Here is an 18,719-nt window from a genome sequence, read left to right as displayed (position 1 = left end):
GTTCATGTTGGAGTTCGTCATCGGGATTCGGGCCTCATGGAGCGGGTGCGATGCTGGATGGTTGCGGCCAGCGCGACGACGTCGGCCGGTCCCGCGAGGACGCGGACCGGTTCGTCGGGCTGGTCCTGGACGAGCCACTGCCCGACTGGAGCGCGGACGACTGCGTGGAGGAGTTGCCGGCGGACCAGGACGTCCGCCCAGGCATCAGCTTCGGCGACTGTGGGCTCGGAAGAGCGAGGTGGACGCGAGATCACGACATACCTCCGGAGCGGGATGGTGGTCCGGCGCGGAACCGGGCCACCACAACAAATATGGGGTCTGAGCTGCGGATTTGCCGGTTCAGCCGCACTCGGGGCAGCGCCCGACGTGGCTGCTGAGCGCGCGGGCCATCCGCTGCTTCGCCGAGGCCGCCTGCTTCGCGCTGGACTTCGCCGCCGGCCTGCCCGCGTGCCGCTCGGAGTGAGCGAGCATGAAGCCGATCTCTCGCTCGTACTCCGCGCGGACGGTGTTGAACTGGTGGCAGGTCTTCATCGGGCGGTGCTCCTCGTCGTGGTGATCTCCTCGTTCCGCAGTTCCTGGAGGACGAGGCCGAGTCGGTCGTTGCCAACCCCGGTCAGGCCCTGGCGGCGGATAATCTCGCGCAGCTGCACCCGGGTGATCGCGGCGTTGCCGTCCCGTGCGAGCAGGGCCGGAACGTGGGGGCGTACTTCGTGGACGAGCTGGCGCTCGGACTCGCCCAGCTCGCCTGTCGGGCGCTCAGTCTGGGGAGAGCGGGACCGGGCACGCTTGTCCTTGGCCTTCGTCCGGGGCTTCCGGACCGACTTCCGGCGGAGCGGGACCTTATGTCCTCGGTCCTGGGTGGTCTCGGTCCCGGACTCGGTGGCGGTCGGTCCTCGGTCCTGGGTGGTCTCGGTCCCGGACGTCGCGAGGTCCGCTCCCCGATGACAATCCGGGCTCTGAGCTGCTGCTTCGTGCGCGTTGTGGTCGGCCTTCGTGCCCACTGTGTCTGGCTCGGCGGCTTCTGGATCGGAGGGACCGGTCCCCGGGACCGCACCGTCCTCAGGAGGCTTGGTCGCCGCGAGCGTTCCCGTTTCGTCGCCCTCGGTCCCTGAGCCGACCTCCGCTTCCGGAGCTGCCTCGTTGGGGACCGGTCCCCAAGGAGTTCCCGGTCCTCGGTCCGGGACCGACTCGTCGAAACTGTCGGGACCGGAGGCGGGGACCGCCGCCACATTCGGTGTCGGCTGCGGGGGGACCGTGACCACCGATGCGCTGCCGTGCGCCGGAGACCAGGGAGAGGGGAGCGGGACCGTGGCGAGCGCGAGAGCGTGTCGCCGGGCGGCGAGCTGGTCGAGCAGATGTGCCCGCTGGAGGGGATCGGTGCCGACCGCGGCCCTGCCCACCGCCTTCGACAGGCGTCGGGTCAGCCGCCGGCCTCGACGGTTTCGCTGCTGCTCGGGAGTGCGCTCCGCGAGACGGGCAGCGAGGGTGACCGCGCGGGCTGTAGCCCGGTCCCGGGTGATCTGTGCGGCGTCGCGGTCTCGCGCGGCGATGCCTAGGCGGGACAGCAGCCGTTCGCGGGCCTCCCGGCCCAGCACGGCGACCAGTCCGGTCGACGCGGCGCCGGGGGTGCGCAGCCGCAGTTCGATCCCCATGGCCAGGTGCCACAGCATTGCCGCCATGATCGGCCCGACGAAGGCGCGGACCGTGCCGCCGACGGGGCCGCTCTCGGCGTAGGCGGGGATCACCTGCACGGTGGTGATCACCCAAACCAGCGTGCCCGGCAGCCCGGGGGCGCCCTGGACGGCCAGGTTCTGCCGCGCCATCAGCGCCGTCGCGAACAGGGCGAGTTCGGCGGCGGCGAACATCCCGGCGCGCTCGGCCGTGCCGGCCATGTCGAGATAGTCGGCGGCGAACCGCCAGCTCGTGTCCGCGCTGTACGCCGTGCAGCCCAGGGCGGCGACGGCGGCGACCTTGACCGCCGGTCCGCCGAGACGTTTCTGCGCTCGGGCTCCCCAGCGCCGGATGGTCCAGGCGGTCAGCACGAGCGCAAGGGCGGCGGGCACGACGGCGGCCAGGAGGAGAGGGAGGTCCGAGGTGGCACCGAATGCGAGTACGGGGTGAGTCATGCTGCCTTTCCGAGAGCGGCGTGCGCCGGGGCCGACGCTGCCGGGCGGCTTGCGGGCTGCTGGGTGCCGGGAGCAGTAGGAGTGGGGATGTCCTTGGCCTTCGAGGTCTTCTTCCGCTTCTTCTTGGGGCGGGGCACGCCGTAGTTGCGGTCGCGGTCGAGGACCTTGTTGGCTGCCTGTCGGAGCACGTCTCGGGCGTGCTTGTGGCTGATCTGCAGGGCGGCGGCGAGCCGGTCGGGCCGCCAGCCCCGGACGTAGGCGTGGTCGATGACGACCTGCCGCTCGGCCTCGGTCAGGTGCACGTTGCGCCCCTGGAAGAAGGCGGTCACGCGACGGTAGTCCAGGCGCTGGTGCAGGTTGTCGTGCAGCGGGCGCCGCTCGGCTTCGGTCATGCCAGCCCACACGCCCTCCTTGAGGACGTTCTCCAGGGCGAAGTCCAGGCACTCGCGGCGTACGGGGCACCAGCCGCACAGCTCCTTCGCCTCCGCGATCTCCTCGTGGTCCCGGGGGCCGGGGAAGAACACGGCCTCGGCGTCCTCGACGTCCATGCCGTGGCACGTGCCGCGGGTGTGCCAGCTGGTGTCTCCGATGCCGCGCAGGCCGGTGGCCGGCGCGTCGTGGGTGGTGATGTGGCGCAAGGCGGGTCTCCGATGTGCTGCCGCGTCTGCTGGCCGGGCCGGTGGCCGTCGGGTGCGGCGTCGGGTGCCGGCTGAGGCGCGTGGGCGGGCGCCACAGCCGGGCGGAACGGTGGTCTCGGGTGGCGGTGCAGCGGACGGGGTGCACGCGCCGGGTTTGCCGATCAGGCGGGGGCGGGCTGCTGGGCCTGCTGGGCGGCGGCGAGGTCAACACGGCTGGGATGGGAGGCGCAAAGAGCGGTTCCGCGGGCTCCGCCGTCGGGACCGATCCTCCGGCGGCGACACGGCTCGCCGGGTTGGGCCAGACACCACTCGCACCGCACGCTCAGGGCGTCGGGCAGCCCCTGCGCGACAGCGGTCTCTCGGGCTGCACGGGCGGGCCGGTAGGGCGCGAGTGCCGCTCGGGCGGCGGGCGGTATGCAGGAGCCGATCTCTCGCAGCCGCACCTCCAGCTTCGGGTCCACTCCGTCGCGACCGCTGGTGATCGCTCGGGCCTGCGCGGGCTGCGCGGTACCGGCGGCGACGGCGCGGCGGGTGCCGGCCAGCTCCGCGGTCCAGGCGGCCTGGTCGTCCGGGTCGACGGACGGCGTCGGGTCGGAGTGCCGCGCCAGGCGGTCGCGCCGGTAGCTCTCCCAGGGCCGGGCCAGGTCTGCGGGCAGGATCTGGTACGGCGAGGTGCGGATGTGTTGGCGGGCGGCGACACGGACGTCCCAGCCATGCGGGGTGGCCATCGGCACGTCGCCGAGCAGTTCGTGCCACTGGGCGAGCTGGTCGCGGGCCTCGCCCTGGAGGGTGCGGATGGTGCGGGGGTCGAGCCTGCCGATGTAGGCCAGCAGGGCGGCGATTTCGCGGCGGTCCACGGTCAGCCCTCCGTTCCGGTCGGCTCGTCGAGGACGGCCAGCAGGGCGGCGGTGTGAGCCTCCGTCCGGGTCATGCCCCCCGGTGCGGCGGCGTTCTTGCCGGGCACGGCGTAGAGGTTCGGGCGGCTGGGGGCGTGCTCCCGGGCGACCCAGGAGCGCCAGTCGGCAGCCCATGCTTCCGCCGGCCTCGGCTTGAGGGCGGCTCGATGGGCGCGCCACTTGGCGTCGGCGGCGCAGAGACCTTCCTCGCCGAGGCGGTCGAGGTGTCCCTGCTGGCGGATCCAGGTGTGGGTGGCGGGGTCGACCTGCCACTCGGCAGCCGGGAGAACGGCAGCACCACTACTGCTGTACCTCCGGTTCAAATCAGGTTCACTACGGTTCTGTGTGCCGGTAGCCGGTACATCGCTGTGCCGGTGGCCGGTACGCCGCTGTGCCGGTTTCCGCCTCGACCTGCCGGTTTCCGGTACTGCCGGTTTCCGGACCCTCGCAGAGGATTCCGGCACCTCACGCGGGCGGATTCCGTACCGACGCAGAGCCGACAGCCGGAGCTTCGCGGGGCTGTCGGGCACGCCTGCTGCTGCCGTGCCGCTGTCCTCCTGCTCCTGCTGCTCACGCTGGGCCTGGGCGACCGCTTCGGCGGCGACAGGCATGCGGTAGACCGTGCTGCGCTGCGGGCCGACGAGGTCGTCGAGCAGCTCCAGCTCGCCGGCCAGGAGCAGGCGCTCGATGGCTTCGCGCACCGTGGAGACCGAGGCACGGGTGCGCTTGGCCAGGCTGGACAGCGAGGCCCACGAGATGCACTGCTCGTCGGCAACACGGTCGGCGATCGACAGCAGGACCAGGCGCGCGGCCCCCCGACTGGAGCTGTGCTCCCACACCCACTCGCGGGCTTCGCTGCTCATCGGCCGCTCCAGACGAGCGGGCGGGTCCGGCTGCTCGCCGGGGACAGGACGGCGCAATCCGGCTCGGGGCGCTGAGGCGCCGAGGCGGAGGTGGCTGCCGCGCAGGCCAGGCGGAAGGGCCTTTTGCGCAGGGCAGGAGGCATGCGATAATCCCCTTTGCAGTGTTGCCACGCTGACGCGCCCCTTGGAAGGACTCAGCGTGGTGATGGTGGGCAAATCTCCGCCCTTGCCGGGGCGGGTATGCCGCTTAGCGTTCGGCGTCCGTGAGTTACCGCTCTCGGGCGTCGTCGCTGTTTACGGGACCTTCTCGGTCTTGCTCCTCACGTCCGTCGTCGCGGGCGGCTGCCCCAGGACGACGAACATACGCACGGACCCGTGTCAAGATCCAGAGTTGATTCTTAAACTCTGTACTGGTTGCAGAGAGTCACGGAGTGGCCGCGCACCCCCAGTCCAGAGGTGTTCTGCGTGGCAGCCTGCTCGCTCTGCGGTCGCGTGAGTCCGCACCACCCCTCCTCTCCCCGTCATTGCCGGTCGCTGCGCCCATCGTGAGGGGGCGAGGTTGTCCGGGCCTGCACGGAAGCCACACTTGCCTTCACCCGTTCTCAGCAGGCTAGGAACACTGCACTGGACGGGTTCGAGCCCTAACGTACATCGCAGTGGCCCCACGTCGTCAACTGGGATGTCGAAGGGTGGGACTGGGTGGAGCGCGATCGCCACTGGAGTGGATAGGATGGGGTCATGACGAAGGGCAGGGGATGACTGAGAAGAGCTTCGCGGAGCTGCTCGACTACCTATTCCGGGAGGTCCACCCAAAGGGGCGTGGCCCGTACACGTACTCGGAGGTCTCGCAGGGCATCCGTAATGGCTCCGGCGTGGCTGTCTCCGCGAGCGCCATCCAGCAGCTTCGTACCGGGACAAACACGAACCCCAAGATGCAGACGATCCGGGCTCTTGCAGGCTTCTTCGGAGTGAGCCCGGGCTACTTCTTCAGCGAGGAAGAGGCTGAGCGCCAGCGCGCCGAGATTCAGGTCGTTGCTGCCATGCGTGACCAGGGTGTACGGCGTGTCGCGCTGCGCGCCAACGGGCTCAGTGCGGAAAGCCTGGACATGCTGAGTACTGTGATCAACCAGGCCCGCCGCCTCGAAGGGATGTCGGAGGCCGATGACTCGAACCTGCTCGATGATGAGTGACGCTGCCTGCGGGGCAGGGTGCGTCCCGGCCGCGCGGGCGATCAAGACCCGGGGGTCTCGCGTCGGTCCTTCATGAGTACAACGACGCGGAGCGCATCGCTGCGCATCGGACGTAGGGCGACGATGCGAACCGCGACCTCTCGTCCTTGGTGATACGGGAGCCGGAGTCGACGCGAGGCTCCGTGGGAGTGCTCGACTACCTCGCGGCGATCCCATATCTCGCGCGCGGCCGGTGATCCCGCGAGGATGTCCCGCTCGAGTTGTAGCAGCGCCTTGTTTTTCGGGTGGTGGGCCCTCTCGTAGCGCAGTTGCCCCAGGAGGGGGCGCGCCCAGTCCTCCTCCCAGGCCACGAGCTGTTCGCGAGCTTCGGAGGCCAGAAACACCCATCGCATTTGATTGGCCTGATGGGTAGCCCAAGGAAACCAGTCCCGCAGCGGCCCGTTGTGGGCGATCAGGTTCCAGTCGAGGTCTGTCGCGAACGCAGGGGCGGGAGCCTGATTGTCCAGGAATTCCTGCAGCAGTTCCTCGTCCACTGTCGCAGCCAGCTCTGCGCCTGGCGGTGCAGCCAGCGCCGGCGGACGGCCAACCGCCTTCAGGTACAAAGCGCGCCGTTCCACGGAATTTAGTCGTAGCGCCGAGGAGACGCGGTCGAGGAAGTCGGCCGAATACTCGGCCTCGATGCCACGCTCCAATGCGCCGTACCAGCGCGCAGTTACCCCAGCCAGACGGGAAACGTCGGCCTGGGTCAGTCCTTCGATCCGCCTCCCCGAGGTCGGCAAGCCTGGAATCCGTCGCGGATCCGTACGTCTCCGCCACGACTTCAGCAGTGCAGGCAGGGGTTCGCCATCGAACTCATCACCCTCGTCCTGCCCACCCCGAGCGTCCATGCGATGACATTAAGTACTTGACCCCCGGTGACATGCACCACAGCCCGCGCCCGCACCTGTTTGGGCGCCTGAGATCAGTCATTCAGAGTAGTCGGACATAACGGATGGTCGATACTTCAACCAGTTCAACCGCAGGGTACGGCGCCCAGAGCTGATCGGCGGTTCGCCGGTCAGTTGCCTTCATGGGTCGTGCCACGTCGCGAATTCGCCTCCGCCTGAAAGTCACGATCCGTAATCGGAACCGGGACTTCCGGGAAGTGTGAGTTCCGCCTTCCTCTTGGCATGCTCGGCCTGCCCATCGCCAGCAAGCTGGCGCACAGCCGAGGCCGAGGGGGGTAGCCATGCCCTTGTCAGAGGTTGGCGAGAGTCGACTGCGCAATTGGTGCGAGGAGCAGGTTGACCTCCTGTACCTGCCGCACCGCTTCAGTACACGTGAATTGCGCGAGGCGATAGCCGACCGGCGTGGAAAGCCGATCGTTCTACAACCGCTGACGACGCTTGGTGCCGTCGACGTGCCTTGTGGTATCCGGATGGAAACCCCAGATGCCGACCTCCTCTTCTTCGAGGAGGGGACATCGGTCCACCATCAGCGGCACATCCTCACGCACGAACTGTGTCACGTCTACTGCGATCATCCGGGCAGTCTGGAGGTCGATGCGGCGCAAGCTCTGGCGCTCGGCGTCAACCCGACCTTGGTCCTGCGTATGTCGGGGCGCACGAGCTACTCGACAACGGATGAACGTCAGGCGGAAATGATGGCGTCGGTTATCCGCCGGCGCATCTATCGCGACCGTGAATCTCCCTCGCTCCGACCGGAAAAGGGGCCGGACAGCTGGGACGCACTCTTCGCCCAGCCCTTCAAGAGGAGTCGGCTCGGCCGATGAACGTCGTCTTTCTTGGCATGGCGTTGCTGCTCACGGGGGCTGCCGGCTACTGGGTATTTGGCCGAGGCACCCCCCGGCCAACAGGCGTATGGGCCATGGGTGGGCTCCTTGGAGCCTTCGCCCTGGCGTTTGCCTCTTACGCGCCACTGGTCGGGGACACCGTCGAGACGCTAGTGCCGCACGTCGCCCGTCTGTTGAGCAACAGCGCGTCACTGGCGGCTGCCACGGCGGTTCTGGCCGTAATCTTCCAGCTCAACCTTGACCCTGTGGAAGCTCGGCGACGAATCCGAGTGCGCCTAGCGCTCCTCGGTACGACAGTCGCCAGCATGACAATCCTGTTCGCCGTGGAACAGCTGGCCCATCGCTCTCCCCACGTGTACGCCGTCTACCTGCTCCTATATGTCTCCTACCTTGGGTTCGCGGTTGTTGACTTCCTAGCGCAGGCCCTGCGGCAGTCGACGTCCACACGCCGCAGCAGCGTGAGGGTGGGGCTTCGAACAGCGGCAGCCGGCTGTGTTTTCGCCCTGATCTATCTCGTCTACAAGTTGGTACGGCTCATCGACCTGGGCCTGAGCCTGGGTCTGGTAGACAGCCACGCGGAGTGTTCGTCGCTCGTGGGTACGCCCTGCGTCTTCAGCGTTACCTCTCCGGTGCTCGCCGTCCTCCTGATGTGTGTCGGCTTGACCCTGCCCGCGGTGATCTACCCGATAAGTCAGGCCCGTCGTCGGCGTTGGGAGGTGCGGTCCTTCGAAGCGCTCGGCGGCCTATGGCAGGACCTTTCGGCGGCGATGCCCCACATCGTCTTGTCGTCCGAAGACGCCGAGGACATGTCGACAGAATCGGACTTCCTCCTCCAACGACGGGTTATCGAGATAAGCGACGGCATCCTCACTCTTCGGCCGTACCGACCGCGCGCGGTGCAGGCAATGGCCGAGGGCACCGTCGATGCCGGAACGGTGCGAGGCGCCGCAGCGGTCGAAGCGGCAGTGGTGAAGGCCGCGCTCTCCAACCTTGAAGTCGGCCGACTCGCTGACGACGTAGCCCCGCCTTCTGCAGAGGCCCACTCCCGCAGGGACCTGCGCGCGGCCACGGAGTGGTACCTGCTGATGGCACACGCCTACGCCAGCAGTGGCGGGCGTGTCGCCGACGACGGCCAGGCGAACACCGTCGGAGCCTAGGACCATGACCGACCCGACACAGGATCCGCGCTTCCTCCAAGACCCCTATCCGGCCTATGCAGCCATGCGGGCCGCCTGCCCGGTCCAACCTGTATCGGCCAGCTCGGGTGGGCACACTAGCTACGTGGTCACCGGCTACGCGGAGGCCAAAGAAGCTCTCGGTGACAACAGGCTTTCGAAGAACACATCCGTCTTCTTCGAGGGCAAGGGATCACGGCGCAGCCTGCACCCTGCAGTGGCCCACACCATGCTGGCCAGTGACCCGCCCCAGCACACCCGGCTTCGCAAACTAGTAGCCAAAGCATTCACCACAGGGGCCGTCGCGGATCTGCGTCCGTTCATCGCCCGCGTCGCCGACAAACTGTTGGACGGGTGGAACCTCGATGAACCTTTCGACTTCGTGGCTGGCCTGGCGGTACCGCTGCCGGTCATTGTGATCTGCGAGATGCTCGGCGTGCCGCTGGCCGACCGGCTCGACGTCCAGCACTGGTCCGCGGAACTGTTCGCTGCAGGCCAGCCCGACGTCATCGATGCGGCCTCGCACTCGATGGCGGAGTACATGGCGGGTTTGATCGACGCCAAGCGCCGGAATGCCGGCAGTTCCCTACTGGACCAGCTCATCTCGGCTCGTGACGGAGACGACCGCCTGAGCGAGGAGGAGTTGGTGTCGCTGGCCGTGCTGCTGCTCGTAGCCGGACACGAAACCACCACCAACGCCCTTGGCAACGCTCTGCTGGCACTGCTCCAGCACCCAGCCGAGCTTGATCGTCTCCGGCAGAACCCGGATGACATCCCCAGTGCACTCGATGAGCTGCTCCGCTTCGACTCGGCAGTGAGCACCTCCACCTTCCGGTTCACCGTGGAAGCAGTCAGGCTCGGCGGCACCGAAATCCCAGCCGGCGTCCCGGTGCTAGTCGCCCTTGGGGCCGCCAACCGCGACCCGCAGAGGTTCGAGGGGCCAGATCAGCTCAACCTGGATCGGGAAGCGGCGGCTCACCTCGCCTTTGGACACGGCATCCACCGCTGTCTCGGCGCCCCTCTGGCCAAGGCGGAGATGGACATTGCCCTGCGATCCGTGCTGACCCGATTCCGCGGAATGCAACTCGCCGTACCCGTGGATCAGCTGCGATGGCGGCGTACCCGGCTCATCCGGGGGTTGTCAGCGCTTCCCGTCTTGGCCTCGAATCCGTAGTGTCATCCGCACGGAGGGCGCGGTACATCGGCCGCCTCCAGTGGTAGGCCGCGTGAACCGGACTGGGAATCAGTTGTACAGATGGCCGAGCAAGGCGCCCTGGCCGGACTGCAGGACGTGAGCGGCCTCCAACGGGATCCAGAAGCACTCGAAGCGGGTGGGCTCCTGTGCTCCGTCGTGGTTCTCCTGGCTGTCCCATCGCTCCGGTGCGGGCTCGGTCAGCTCCAGGTGGAAGACGTGCCGGCGCTGGAACTCGAACCGGTAGGGGCTCATGTCGTAACCCGCTTCACCGAGCTTCCGTATGATTTTGAAGTCCCGCAGCCCGGTCTCCTCCCCGGCCTCGCGCAGGGCCGCCGACTCCGGACTCTCACCCGCACGGATGCTGCCGGCCGGGACCTGGATTCCGACCTCCTCGTAGCTGTAGTCGGTGTGCCGGAACACCAGCAGCTTTCCGTCGCGCACGACGTAGCACAGCACCTTGTCCTTGGTGACCTTCTCGGGCACGGGAACACCTCTCCTGAATGTGGTGGAACGGGACGCGGCGCAGCACCCGCGATCACGGCTCACGGCCGCGTGCACCCTGGGCAGCCAACGGCCGTACCCGGGCAAACGACCCCGAGTGCAGATCTCGCAGCAGCACGTCACGAAAGCAAGAGACTGCCCGAACTGCCGTACGGAGCAGGGGCGATGGCCTGATCGCGCCCTTCGTTCTGGTGATCGTCACTGCTCACCCTCCTCTCCGGCAGGGCAGCTGATCCGGAACCAGACCTGCTTGCCGCGCAGCAGCGGCTGGGTCTGCAGTTCATCCGTCAGGCAGGACAGGAGGAAGAGGCCCCGGCCGCCCTCCGCCTCGTCGTCGGGCTCCTTCACATCCGGCAGCCGGTCCTCGAAGTCGGTGACGCCGACCAGGATCCCGTCCGGTGTCTCGCGCACCAGCAGCTCGCAATCGCCGGGCGCGTGCTTGACGACGTTGGTCAGGAGCTCCGTGACTCCGAGCTCGATGGCGAACTCCAGATCGCTCTTGCGCCACATCCGCAGCAGGACCCGCACGATCTCCCGTACCGGTTCCATGGCCTCGGGGCCGATCGCGGGCAGCATCATGTGGTGCTGTCGTACGGGGCTGATCGCCATCACGGGCACTGACCCTCCAGGTGGCACGCGAGCGTCCATGGCAGAGGTGGCGCGCTGTAACCGGGGCGCCACCGTCCGCTGGGCGAGCTTCGATAATGACGGCCAACTACCCTTTCGACAAGCAGTCCTTGAGGAAAGTCTTTCCTCCCGGGGACTTGGCATATTCACAAACTGTCCCGGGCGCTAGTCTGGCCGCGACGTTGACGAGGAGGTGGGAGATGCCGGTCGAACCGACGCCTCGGCGCCGACGCCTGGGTGCTGAACTCCGGCGTATCCGCGAAGCCTTGGGCTGGACGCAGGAGGAGGCAGCGAGCCGTCTCGGCTATCGATCCTTCTCCACGGTCAGCAAGATCGAGAAAGGGGTACAGGGCCTCAAGATCCAGCAGCTACCACACTTCTTCGAGGTGTACGAGATCGACGACACGGCCCTGCGTGAAGAACTACGCAACCTTGTGCGCCGCGCTGGCGAAGCTGACTGGACTCAGCGCTATCAGGGCGTTGTTGACGACCCACTCGCCGACTACCTCTCTCTGGTGGAGATGGCCAGCAGCCTGTTCGTCTTCAATCCCACAGCCATCCACGGGCTTCTCCAGACGCCGGAGTACGCCCGAGCCGTGATTGAGGGAAGCCGGGTGTGGAAGACCCCGGAGGACATCGACGGATTCGTGTCCATGCGTCTTGAGCACCAGAAGAACATGCTGGAGCGCGACCCGGCGCTGAAGATGTGGACCATCTTCCCCGAAGGGCTCCTGCGTCAGGAAGTCGGCGGCCGTCCCGTCATGCGCGCACAGATCGAGCACCTGATCGACCTCGCCCGTACGGCGCCAAACATCACCATCCAGGTCCTGCCATACCGAGCCGGTGCGCACGCCGGGATGGACGGACCCTTCATGCTCATGTCCTTCCCGACTGGGCGGGACCTGGTGTGCATCGAGTCATCGAGGGCATCGCTTCACCTCAACGAGCCGGAGACGGTAGAGATTTACCGCACCACCAGCGACCTGCTCAAATCTGACGCTCTCTCCCAGAAAGCGTCGCTGCCACTTCTCACCACCATCGCCAAGGATTTTGCATGAACAAGAACGAACTCGACCCGGAGTGGGTTGAGTCCCAGCTGCGGGACGCCCAGTGGCTGACCAGCAGCGCCAGCAGCGGCGGCACCAACTGCGTCCAGGTCGCCTTCCTCGACCAAGGCATCGTGGCCCTGCGTGACTCCAAGAACCCCAACAGGGCCCCGCATCTGTTCACCGACTCCGAGTACGACGCCTTCATCAGTGGCATCCAGAACGGCGAACTCCGCCGCCGCTGACCCCGGACATACCAGCGAACACCGCTTCAGGCTCCTCATCTATGCGGGGGCACGGCTCACAGCCGTGCCCCCGACAGGCTCGTCTCCGCCACCGTGCGAGCCGCGGCATTCTCCAGTAACCAGCACGAGTCCAACGCGCCGGGCCATCGCCCAGCGCATCCACGAGGAACTTCCCGCCAACCGCAACGAGGAGCGTGTCACCCTCCTATTCGACCTGCTTGTCTCCGACAGCCACATACCCGTGCAGGGATCCGCTTTCACAACAACCCAGCGAAGGATGACCGCAGGACGACGATCAACGAGCAGTCGCGCACGTGGCAGGGCGAGGGCCCGCCGAGTGGACGCGTGCATGGGACCGCACTCGCGAGCTGATCAACACCCGCGCCAACTGCTTACGACCGTGTCGCCGGCGGCGACGGCGCGCTTGTTCGGGGTGGCCACCCTCACTTCGACGGTCTTGCGGCCTGCATCCACTTGGCGGTAATGCCGCCCGAGCAGGTGCATGTGGTGCTCGCGTGGTTCGTCTCCGGCCGCCGGGATCGCCTGCCGGGTGTCGCCAGGCATACGTGCCTCCGTTCTATGCGTTCCGTCCGTTGCGGTCGTGTGGTCGCGACCGGCGAAGGAGCGGTGGCCGCGCTCCTATGTCTCCGGACCGGAGTGGGCGGCGGGGGAGTGGACGAGTCCGCCGGCGCGCTAGGCAGCTTCTTCCGGATCACCTCGCTTACCACATGAAGATGGCGCGAGGCGGAGTCTGGCGAGGTACGGCTGCACGTGGTCAGGAGCTCCAACTCGCGTTCCCGGCCTCACCGATCGGGTGATCTTGGGGCACAGTGAGGCATACCGAATGCTTCCGCACCCCTCCCGTGCATGAGCGCCGGGCCCGTCACCACGGGCAAGGATCGCGGTTGGGAAGCACGCTGCGCCCTGTTCGCCGTGCCGTGCGGCGGCACCGGGTGCGCCTTCTCGCCTTCCCATCCACGAAGAACGGAGAAACACCCATGACGATGACGGTCGAAAGCATCGGGGCCGATATGGAGGCCGCGAACCAGGCCGGCGATCCACCGGCCGACACGCTGGTGTCCGATCTGATCGACAACGGGGAGGTCGACGGAGTCAACGGTCTCTTCCGCACGATCGGGACCCTGAAGCAGGGACAGGATCTGTCGGGCCTGCCCCCGAAGCTGGCCGAGTTCCTGAAGGAGGCGACCGCCGAGCCGCCAGGCTGGAGCGAGGCGGACGTCAAGGCCGCGGAAGGCTTCTTCGACCACCATCACGGGGAAGCATCCATGCTTCAGGGCACGGTCGGACTGATCGGCACGTATCTTTCCCCCACCGGCGCCTTCACCCTGCGCTCCACCGGCCGTCTGGGCGGCGTGGACGGCCCGGGACGGCGCCTGGCCCAGTCCTCTCGGCTGTTCATCGGCATGGGAGACAGGGGCGCCCTGCGTAATGGCACCCTGGCGGCGACCGTGACCAAGGTGCGCCTGGTTCACGCCTCGGTCCGGCAGCTGCACAAGAAGAGTGGCGAGTGGGACTACGCCAAGTGGGGCGAGCCGGTCTCGCAGAAGTACACCGTCGGCGCCATCTGTGTCTTCAGCGTCCAGATTCTGGAGGCGATGAAGAACCTCGGTGTGCACGTGTCCGACGAGGACCGTGAGGGCTTCATGTGCGCTTGGCACTACGTCAACCACTACCTCGGCACGCCGGAGAAGTGGCTGATGCCCAAGGACGTCGACCTGGTGGACCGCATGTGGCGAACCGAGCGGGAGAAGGAGTGGAAGGAGACCGACGACGGCAAGTTCATGACGAAGCAGGCCCTGAAGTTCTACGAACGGGAGATGGTGCCCCCACCGGCCTACGATCCGTTCGTCGCGATGATCCGCAAGGCGTTCGGGGACAAGTACGCCGACATGGCCGGTATCCCGCGCAACGCCGCCCTTGACTCGGGTGCCAAGATCGCTTCGGCCGGTCACGGCCTCGTCAGCAACACCTTCGGTGGCGTCTTCGGAGGCACCGCCAAGAAGACTGTCGGGACAAATCCTTACGATGCAGTCCTGGGCCAGGCATCGAGGGCGTTCAACAAGGTCCAGGAATACGCCCTCAAGCACGACAAGGACGACCAGCCTCAGATGCACCAGGAACTCGGCGACGACCGCTGACCGCACGGCAGGCGCAATGCTCCCCTGTGCCGCCAGTGCAGGGGGCAGCTCGCCCAGGACCAGGGGCATGGCACAGGCTCAGACTCTGTTAACCGCGACGGCCCCGACCGGGAACGTGCCTACTCCTCCAAGCCATCGGACCGGTTCTTGCGCCCGGGCACCAGTCGCGCTCACCTGACCGAAGCTCCCGTTTGGGGCCCGTCCCTCAAGAACGGAGGAACGACTTCTCGGCCTGCGCCGGATGAGTAAAAAGGCGGCCGTCCGACCATACGTAGCTGGTACGGCCCCATTCGGCAGCAGATGCGATGCTCGGGAAGAAGCCGCGTCCGCCGTAGTTGGCGCTGGTGTTGCACAAGACGGGGATACCGGTCAGTTCCTCATAAGCTGTGAGAATACGCGCGATGGCGCTGCTTGATGTTGGGCTGATCGTCTGCAGCCGGGCAGTGCCGTCGAGGTGGACGACCGCCGGAATGCGGCTCACCCATTGCGGACGTACACGGTGGTCGAAGAGCATGAACGGGTCGTCGCAGCCCGGATCGAACACCTCACTCGCACGGTGCGCGAGACAGACCGGCGCGACTGGTCGGTAAGCTTCCCGTTCCTTCATCGTGTTGAGCAGGTCTTTGGTCCCGGAGTCGGTGGCGGGAGCGATGATGCTGCGGTTTCCGAGCGCCCTGGGCCCAAGCTCTGCCCGGCCGGAGAGTACGACGACAGGTGACCCATCGATGTGCAGCAGTTCGGCCAGTTGGCGTTCGTCGCAAGCACGTACTCGCCACCCCTCCGGCATGGTCCCATCCCGGTAGAGGCGTGGACCGCTGTGGACGTCCCAGACTAGGGAACGGTGTTCTGTGCTGTGCACCATCTCGCAGCAGGCGGTGCCGATAGCAGCGCCGGAATCATTGGGAAACGGTGGGACCCAGATCTCCTCGAAGAGCCCAGTTTCCCGGATCGCCGAGTTCCATTTGATGTTGAGAGCGCAGCCGCCGGCCATCACGAGGCGTGGATATCGACCTTTGTACTTGCCTTGCACCACGGTTTTGAGGGCGGATACGAGAGCGCGGCCAAGGTAATCCTGAAAGGTCGCGATGAGGTCGGCATCCGACATGCCCGGAAAGAGATGCTCGCGCTTGGCGGCCAGTTCTCTGCCTAGAGCGAGGCTGCTCTCCTTGGCTGCTTTGGACATGCCGCCAAGGAGAGCAGCCAGAGCCGGGAGCGCGTCCTGCTCAACATTGCCCAGTGCTGCGTAGGCCATCGCCTTCCCGGGGACGGAGCGGTAGCGCCAATCCGCGTCGAGGTCGACTTGCGAGGCATCTTTGCGAAATGGTCCTAAGTTCGCACTGAAGAGAGCGAACAACCTTCCACGGAAAGGAAGTAGGCGGGCCACGGGCTTGACGGACCCCTGCTTTGGCGTGATCTCGTACAGCCTGGCCGTGGTGCCGCCGTCCCATACAAGGGCGAGGGCGTCATGGTCGCCGGCAGCAAAGGGGCTGGAGCAGTAGGCGCCGAGCAGGTGGTTCGACACATGGTGGTAGCTGGTGTAACCGAGAGTTCTCTTGCTGAAGTCGTGCGCGGTGAATGTATAGCGGTGCAGTGGGGAGGTTGACGAAACGCCGTCCGCGTAGGGTGCTACCGGCAGAATAGTTGCTTGTCCGTCATAGGATGTGGATACGGCACAGGGATTCTCTTTGGACAACCTCCAACCGTCCACGACGAAGCGGTCGATGTCCTCCGGCTCCACACCCTCGGACCTGAGGATTTCCGGCACTCGACGGAGGTCTCCCAGTGGGCTGTATCGTGGACTGTTGTCGATCTTCTCCGTCTCGATACTGAAAAGCAGGCGGTTTCCGTCGAGTACCGCAATGCCGCCATCATGTGAAACCTTGATGCCGCAGATCAGCACAGCAATCCCCTTCCCCTGACAATGCGACTGACTTGGACATCCCGGAGCATCCGTAAGAAGGTTCTACCGGAAAAGAATGCCCGGCAGTATTGCATCAAATTCGCCTTCTCTGTCGGCAAGATCGCCCGAGAATCAGCTAATCTTTGGAGCACTCGCCACCGGCCGCACGCGAGTCACATCCCGTCAATTCAGTCGGTTGGGAATGACAAGGTCTGCTGATCGTTCGGCTTGGAACGTATGGCCGGAGTGGATCCCGGCGTCGCGCAGTGGGTGATGTCGCGCAAGTCCGCGGAGGCGTAGTACATGTGCAAAATATGACCACCGTAGGCGTAGGCAGAGAGGATTTCACACGCGCGCAGATAGGTGATCCGCATGAAGGTCGTCCCACCTCGGCAATTCGCACGTGGGAAGTCCCTCGGCGGGCCTACTCGATCTCCTTGCGTTCCAAGAGGACCTCTCCTCTCGTACTGGTGCGGTCCTGTCCCAGTGCTACCCACGCAAGCTGATCCCAGCGTGTCCGCCTGGCTGTACCCGTAGTATTCGGACAGCGAAGATCGGTCCATTGCCGCTGGTGTGTGTCGGCATCGCACGTGCGTGCGCCCGGAATGGGTCGTTGCGTCCCAGGCTCTTCGGTATCGGAGTGGCCGATGCCGCTCCTGTGGCGCCCGCGATTGGCTGAACGCCCGCCCATCAGCCATGACACCACGACCGAAGCCGTCTCAAACATGGTGCGCATTCTGCGCGCCCTCTGCGCCTCCGTGCTGCCTCATTCACACCAACCCCGTGCGGCTGAGGCAGCAGTTCGAGGGAGTGATCTGGCGTTTCAGGATTGGCGGGGAGCGGCGGGAGATGCCGCAGGAGGCCGGCCTTAGGCTCACCGTCCACAACCGTTGCCGGCAGTGGCGGGACGCCGGTGTCTGCGAAGCCCTGCTGGGGGCTGATCGCCGATGCCGCCAGGCGGCAAGAGGTGGACCTGCCACTGGTCACGCTGGCTCCACCACGGTCCGGGCCCACCAGAATGTCGCCGGGATGCGCCTCGATGCCTTGGTCCTCACTGCTCTGGAAATTGCAGCTGCCGGGAAGGAGAAGGTCGGGAAAATCGGGGAGCCCGCAAACCGCGGCGACCGGAGCACCAGGCGCTGTCGCGCTGTCTCGGGCGTCTGCTCCTGGGCTGTAGTGGCAGCCGGCTCACCGGACGCGTGAGGGTGCCCAGGTGTCCAGCGATGGCCAAAAGTGGGCGCTCCTCCGGGGGGTCCGACCAGGCGGGGTAGGCAAGGAGCGACCAGGCCCTCACAGTGAGTTGTCATGAGCCGAATCGAACGATCCGGAGTGCACCAGCGCGTAAAGCAGCCGGCGTCACCAGGGGCGGGGGAGAGTCCGACGGCCATGACGGCACTGGATCTGCTGGGCAAAGGGTTGACGGTCCGCCGGGTTCAGCGCGCTACCCCTTCCGACGTCACCGCACTGCGCCGTGCTGTCGGCCGACGTTCCGGGCCGCTGCTCTGTTCCGGGCTTCTCGACTCCTGGCCGGCTCGTGCCGCCTGGAATCCGGCCGCTCTGGCGGAGCGCCACGGCGCGCGGAAGGTCACGGCCCTGCTCGATCTACCGGAAGCCGGTGTCCTCTTCCCAGAGGACCAACGGCACTACCAGCGGGAGTTGAGCTTTGCCGCGTTCGTCGAGCGGATGAACTCCACCGAGCCTTCCGCCCCTTGCTACTTGGCGTACAAGCGGGCGCACGAGATCTTCGACCCGGCCGACTGCGATTTCGCCTCCCTTCTCCCGCCCGATCCACACCCCACGGACACGCGGGTGTGGATCGGCTCCGCAGGGACGCGCTCGATGCTTCATTCGGACCTCAAGGACAATGTCTTCTGCCAGCTGTGGGGCGAGAAGAGCGTGACCCTGCTGTCCTGGCGGGACAGTAGGGCGGCTTACCCCTTTCCGGACAATCTGGTGAACAGTCAGGTGGACCTTGCCACCCCGGACTTCCGCCGCTTCCCCCGGCTGAGGAACGCGGTACTGCACCACGTGCGCATGGGCCCCGGGGACCTGCTCTACATCCCGCGAGGCTGGTGGCACGACATCCGGGCACACACCGCCTCCGTCTCGGTCAACCACTGGTTCGGTCAGCCGCTCGGGCTCACGCAGTACCTGTCGTTGCTCGGGGTACTCGGGCCGGTCTACTGGAAGGCCACCGCCCGGGACTTCCTCACGCACGGGCTGCTCCGCCGCGAGGAGTCGACGCGCTTCTTCTTCAGCCCTCCGTCCACCGGCAAGCGGCTCTACGACGCGCTGCGCTTCGGCGACTTCTCGCGCGGAAACGACCCAAGTACCTCGTAGACGGCGTCCGGACGGACGTGAGGCGG

General features: G+C 66.6%; 19 protein-coding genes. 8 read left to right on the top strand and 11 right to left on the bottom strand.

Features of this window, described 5'->3' with window-relative positions; all coding sequences use genetic code 11:
- Window positions 1–339: 339 nt before the first annotated feature.
- The 5 genes from QIT00_RS33395 to QIT00_RS33375 all read right to left on the bottom strand — a co-directional run bounded on the left by QIT00_RS33395 (window position 340) and on the right by QIT00_RS33375 (window position 4,523).
- Window positions 340–531, bottom strand: a complete 192-nt coding sequence (locus QIT00_RS33395; RefSeq protein ID WP_031102856.1) for a hypothetical protein — start codon at window positions 529–531, stop codon at window positions 340–342.
- Complete coding sequence (locus tag QIT00_RS33390) at window positions 528–2,126, bottom strand: ICP22 family protein (protein WP_282539226.1); 1,599 nt, start codon at window positions 2,124–2,126, stop codon at window positions 528–530. The genes QIT00_RS33395 and QIT00_RS33390 overlap by 4 nt, the downstream gene beginning before the upstream one ends.
- A complete protein-coding gene (locus QIT00_RS33385; protein ID WP_282539225.1) occupies window positions 2,123–2,764 on the bottom strand; it encodes a WhiB family transcriptional regulator in 642 nt (213 codons plus the stop codon). The genes QIT00_RS33390 and QIT00_RS33385 overlap by 4 nt, the downstream gene beginning before the upstream one ends.
- A 161-nt stretch (window positions 2,765–2,925) precedes the next feature.
- Window positions 2,926–3,621, bottom strand: a complete 696-nt coding sequence (locus tag QIT00_RS33380; RefSeq protein ID WP_282539224.1) for a zinc finger domain-containing protein — start codon at window positions 3,619–3,621, stop codon at window positions 2,926–2,928.
- A gap of 2 nt (window positions 3,622–3,623) precedes the next feature.
- On the bottom strand, window positions 3,624–4,523 hold the full coding sequence (locus QIT00_RS33375) for a helix-turn-helix domain-containing protein (protein ID WP_282539223.1): 900 nt from the start codon (window positions 4,521–4,523) through the stop codon (window positions 3,624–3,626).
- A gap of 755 nt (window positions 4,524–5,278) precedes the next feature.
- Between QIT00_RS33375 and QIT00_RS33370 the strand changes: the two genes are divergently transcribed.
- A complete protein-coding gene (locus tag QIT00_RS33370) occupies window positions 5,279–5,713 on the top strand; it encodes a Secondary metabolite protein (RefSeq protein ID WP_282539222.1) in 435 nt (144 codons plus the stop codon).
- Window positions 5,714–5,754: 41 nt separating this feature from the next.
- Here the strand turns inward: QIT00_RS33370 and QIT00_RS33365 are convergent, their stop codons facing one another.
- Window positions 5,755–6,600: a helix-turn-helix domain-containing protein gene (locus QIT00_RS33365; RefSeq protein ID WP_282539221.1), complete on the bottom strand. Its 846-nt coding sequence runs from the start codon at window positions 6,598–6,600 to the stop codon at window positions 5,755–5,757.
- 341 nt (window positions 6,601–6,941) lie between these two features.
- Between QIT00_RS33365 and QIT00_RS33360 the strand changes: the two genes are divergently transcribed.
- From QIT00_RS33360 to QIT00_RS33350, 3 genes are read left to right on the top strand one after another with little or no spacing between them, the layout of a single operon-like run.
- Window positions 6,942–7,484 (top strand): regulator component, encoded by a 543-nt coding sequence (locus QIT00_RS33360; protein WP_282539220.1) that lies wholly within the window; start codon window positions 6,942–6,944, stop codon window positions 7,482–7,484.
- Entirely contained in the window at window positions 7,481–8,662 is a 1,182-nt protein-coding gene (locus QIT00_RS33355) for an MAB_1171c family putative transporter (protein WP_282539219.1), read from the top strand. The genes QIT00_RS33360 and QIT00_RS33355 overlap by 4 nt, the downstream gene beginning before the upstream one ends.
- Before the next feature lie 4 nt (window positions 8,663–8,666).
- Entirely contained in the window at window positions 8,667–9,854 is a 1,188-nt protein-coding gene (locus QIT00_RS33350) for a cytochrome P450 family protein (protein WP_282539218.1), read from the top strand.
- Window positions 9,855–9,923: 69 nt separating this feature from the next.
- Here the strand turns inward: QIT00_RS33350 and QIT00_RS33345 are convergent, their stop codons facing one another.
- Together QIT00_RS33345 and QIT00_RS33340 are read right to left on the bottom strand one after the other, a co-directional pair.
- A complete protein-coding gene (locus tag QIT00_RS33345) occupies window positions 9,924–10,358 on the bottom strand; it encodes an NUDIX hydrolase (RefSeq protein WP_282539217.1) in 435 nt (144 codons plus the stop codon).
- A 216-nt stretch (window positions 10,359–10,574) separates the two neighbouring features.
- Window positions 10,575–10,985 (bottom strand): ATP-binding protein, encoded by a 411-nt coding sequence (locus QIT00_RS33340; RefSeq protein WP_282539216.1) that lies wholly within the window; start codon window positions 10,983–10,985, stop codon window positions 10,575–10,577.
- Between the two features lie 218 nt (window positions 10,986–11,203).
- On the opposite strand from QIT00_RS33340, the gene QIT00_RS33335 reads away from it, so the two are divergent.
- Entirely contained in the window at window positions 11,204–12,061 is an 858-nt protein-coding gene (locus tag QIT00_RS33335; protein ID WP_282539215.1) for a helix-turn-helix domain-containing protein, read from the top strand.
- A complete protein-coding gene (locus QIT00_RS33330) occupies window positions 12,058–12,294 on the top strand; it encodes a DUF397 domain-containing protein (protein ID WP_282539214.1) in 237 nt (78 codons plus the stop codon). The genes QIT00_RS33335 and QIT00_RS33330 overlap by 4 nt, the downstream gene beginning before the upstream one ends.
- A 372-nt stretch (window positions 12,295–12,666) precedes the next feature.
- Here the strand turns inward: QIT00_RS33330 and QIT00_RS33325 are convergent, their stop codons facing one another.
- Window positions 12,667–12,858 (bottom strand): hypothetical protein, encoded by a 192-nt coding sequence (locus QIT00_RS33325; protein ID WP_282539213.1) that lies wholly within the window; start codon window positions 12,856–12,858, stop codon window positions 12,667–12,669.
- A 434-nt stretch (window positions 12,859–13,292) separates the two neighbouring features.
- Between QIT00_RS33325 and QIT00_RS33320 the strand changes: the two genes are divergently transcribed.
- The gene (locus tag QIT00_RS33320; RefSeq protein ID WP_282539212.1) at window positions 13,293–14,453 is read left to right on the top strand and encodes an oxygenase MpaB family protein; all 1,161 of its coding nucleotides are present in this window, start codon (window positions 13,293–13,295) and stop codon (window positions 14,451–14,453) included.
- Between the two features lie 205 nt (window positions 14,454–14,658).
- Here the strand turns inward: QIT00_RS33320 and QIT00_RS33315 are convergent, their stop codons facing one another.
- Window positions 14,659–16,353: a carbamoyltransferase N-terminal domain-containing protein gene (locus QIT00_RS33315; protein WP_282539211.1), complete on the bottom strand. Its 1,695-nt coding sequence runs from the start codon at window positions 16,351–16,353 to the stop codon at window positions 14,659–14,661.
- A 188-nt stretch (window positions 16,354–16,541) separates the two neighbouring features.
- Window positions 16,542–16,727 carry a hypothetical protein gene (locus tag QIT00_RS33310; RefSeq protein ID WP_282539210.1) on the bottom strand — a complete coding sequence of 62 codons (186 nt, stop codon included), beginning with the start codon at window positions 16,725–16,727 and terminating at the stop codon, window positions 16,542–16,544.
- A 1,012-nt stretch (window positions 16,728–17,739) separates the two neighbouring features.
- Between QIT00_RS33310 and QIT00_RS33305 the strand changes: the two genes are divergently transcribed.
- Window positions 17,740–18,693, top strand: coding sequence for a cupin-like domain-containing protein (locus tag QIT00_RS33305; protein ID WP_282539209.1), 954 nt, complete (start codon window positions 17,740–17,742; stop codon window positions 18,691–18,693).
- Window positions 18,694–18,719 lie beyond the last annotated feature (26 nt).

Origin of the sequence: Streptomyces luteolus (assembly GCF_029968015.1) — a bacterium.
Taxonomy (GTDB): domain Bacteria; phylum Actinomycetota; class Actinomycetes; order Streptomycetales; family Streptomycetaceae; genus Streptomyces; species Streptomyces luteolus.
This window is presented reverse-complemented; position numbering and strand designations above follow the sequence as displayed.

What these genes read in the sequence shown, in the direction of transcription:
- QIT00_RS33375 (WP_282539223.1), bottom strand. Translation starts at nt 4,523, where the DNA reads ATGAGCAGCGAAGCCCGCGAGTGGGTGTGGGAGCACAGCTCCAGTCGG.
- QIT00_RS33330 (WP_282539214.1), top strand. Translation starts at nt 12,058, where the DNA reads ATGAACAAGAACGAACTCGACCCGGAGTGGGTTGAGTCCCAGCTGCGG.
- QIT00_RS33365 (WP_282539221.1), bottom strand. Translation starts at nt 6,600, where the DNA reads ATGGACGCTCGGGGTGGGCAGGACGAGGGTGATGAGTTCGATGGCGAA.
- QIT00_RS33305 (WP_282539209.1), top strand. Translation starts at nt 17,740, where the DNA reads ATGACGGCACTGGATCTGCTGGGCAAAGGGTTGACGGTCCGCCGGGTT.
- QIT00_RS33335 (WP_282539215.1), top strand. Translation starts at nt 11,204, where the DNA reads ATGCCGGTCGAACCGACGCCTCGGCGCCGACGCCTGGGTGCTGAACTC.
- QIT00_RS33370 (WP_282539222.1), top strand. Translation starts at nt 5,279, where the DNA reads ATGACTGAGAAGAGCTTCGCGGAGCTGCTCGACTACCTATTCCGGGAG.
- QIT00_RS33325 (WP_282539213.1), bottom strand. Translation starts at nt 12,858, where the DNA reads ATGCCTGGCGACACCCGGCAGGCGATCCCGGCGGCCGGAGACGAACCA.
- QIT00_RS33340 (WP_282539216.1), bottom strand. Translation starts at nt 10,985, where the DNA reads ATGGCGATCAGCCCCGTACGACAGCACCACATGATGCTGCCCGCGATC.
- QIT00_RS33390 (WP_282539226.1), bottom strand. Translation starts at nt 2,126, where the DNA reads ATGACTCACCCCGTACTCGCATTCGGTGCCACCTCGGACCTCCCTCTC.
- QIT00_RS33350 (WP_282539218.1), top strand. Translation starts at nt 8,667, where the DNA reads ATGACCGACCCGACACAGGATCCGCGCTTCCTCCAAGACCCCTATCCG.
- QIT00_RS33310 (WP_282539210.1), bottom strand. Translation starts at nt 16,727, where the DNA reads ATGCGGATCACCTATCTGCGCGCGTGTGAAATCCTCTCTGCCTACGCC.
- QIT00_RS33320 (WP_282539212.1), top strand. Translation starts at nt 13,293, where the DNA reads ATGACGATGACGGTCGAAAGCATCGGGGCCGATATGGAGGCCGCGAAC.
- QIT00_RS33360 (WP_282539220.1), top strand. Translation starts at nt 6,942, where the DNA reads ATGCCCTTGTCAGAGGTTGGCGAGAGTCGACTGCGCAATTGGTGCGAG.
- QIT00_RS33355 (WP_282539219.1), top strand. Translation starts at nt 7,481, where the DNA reads ATGAACGTCGTCTTTCTTGGCATGGCGTTGCTGCTCACGGGGGCTGCC.
- QIT00_RS33395 (WP_031102856.1), bottom strand. Translation starts at nt 531, where the DNA reads ATGAAGACCTGCCACCAGTTCAACACCGTCCGCGCGGAGTACGAGCGA.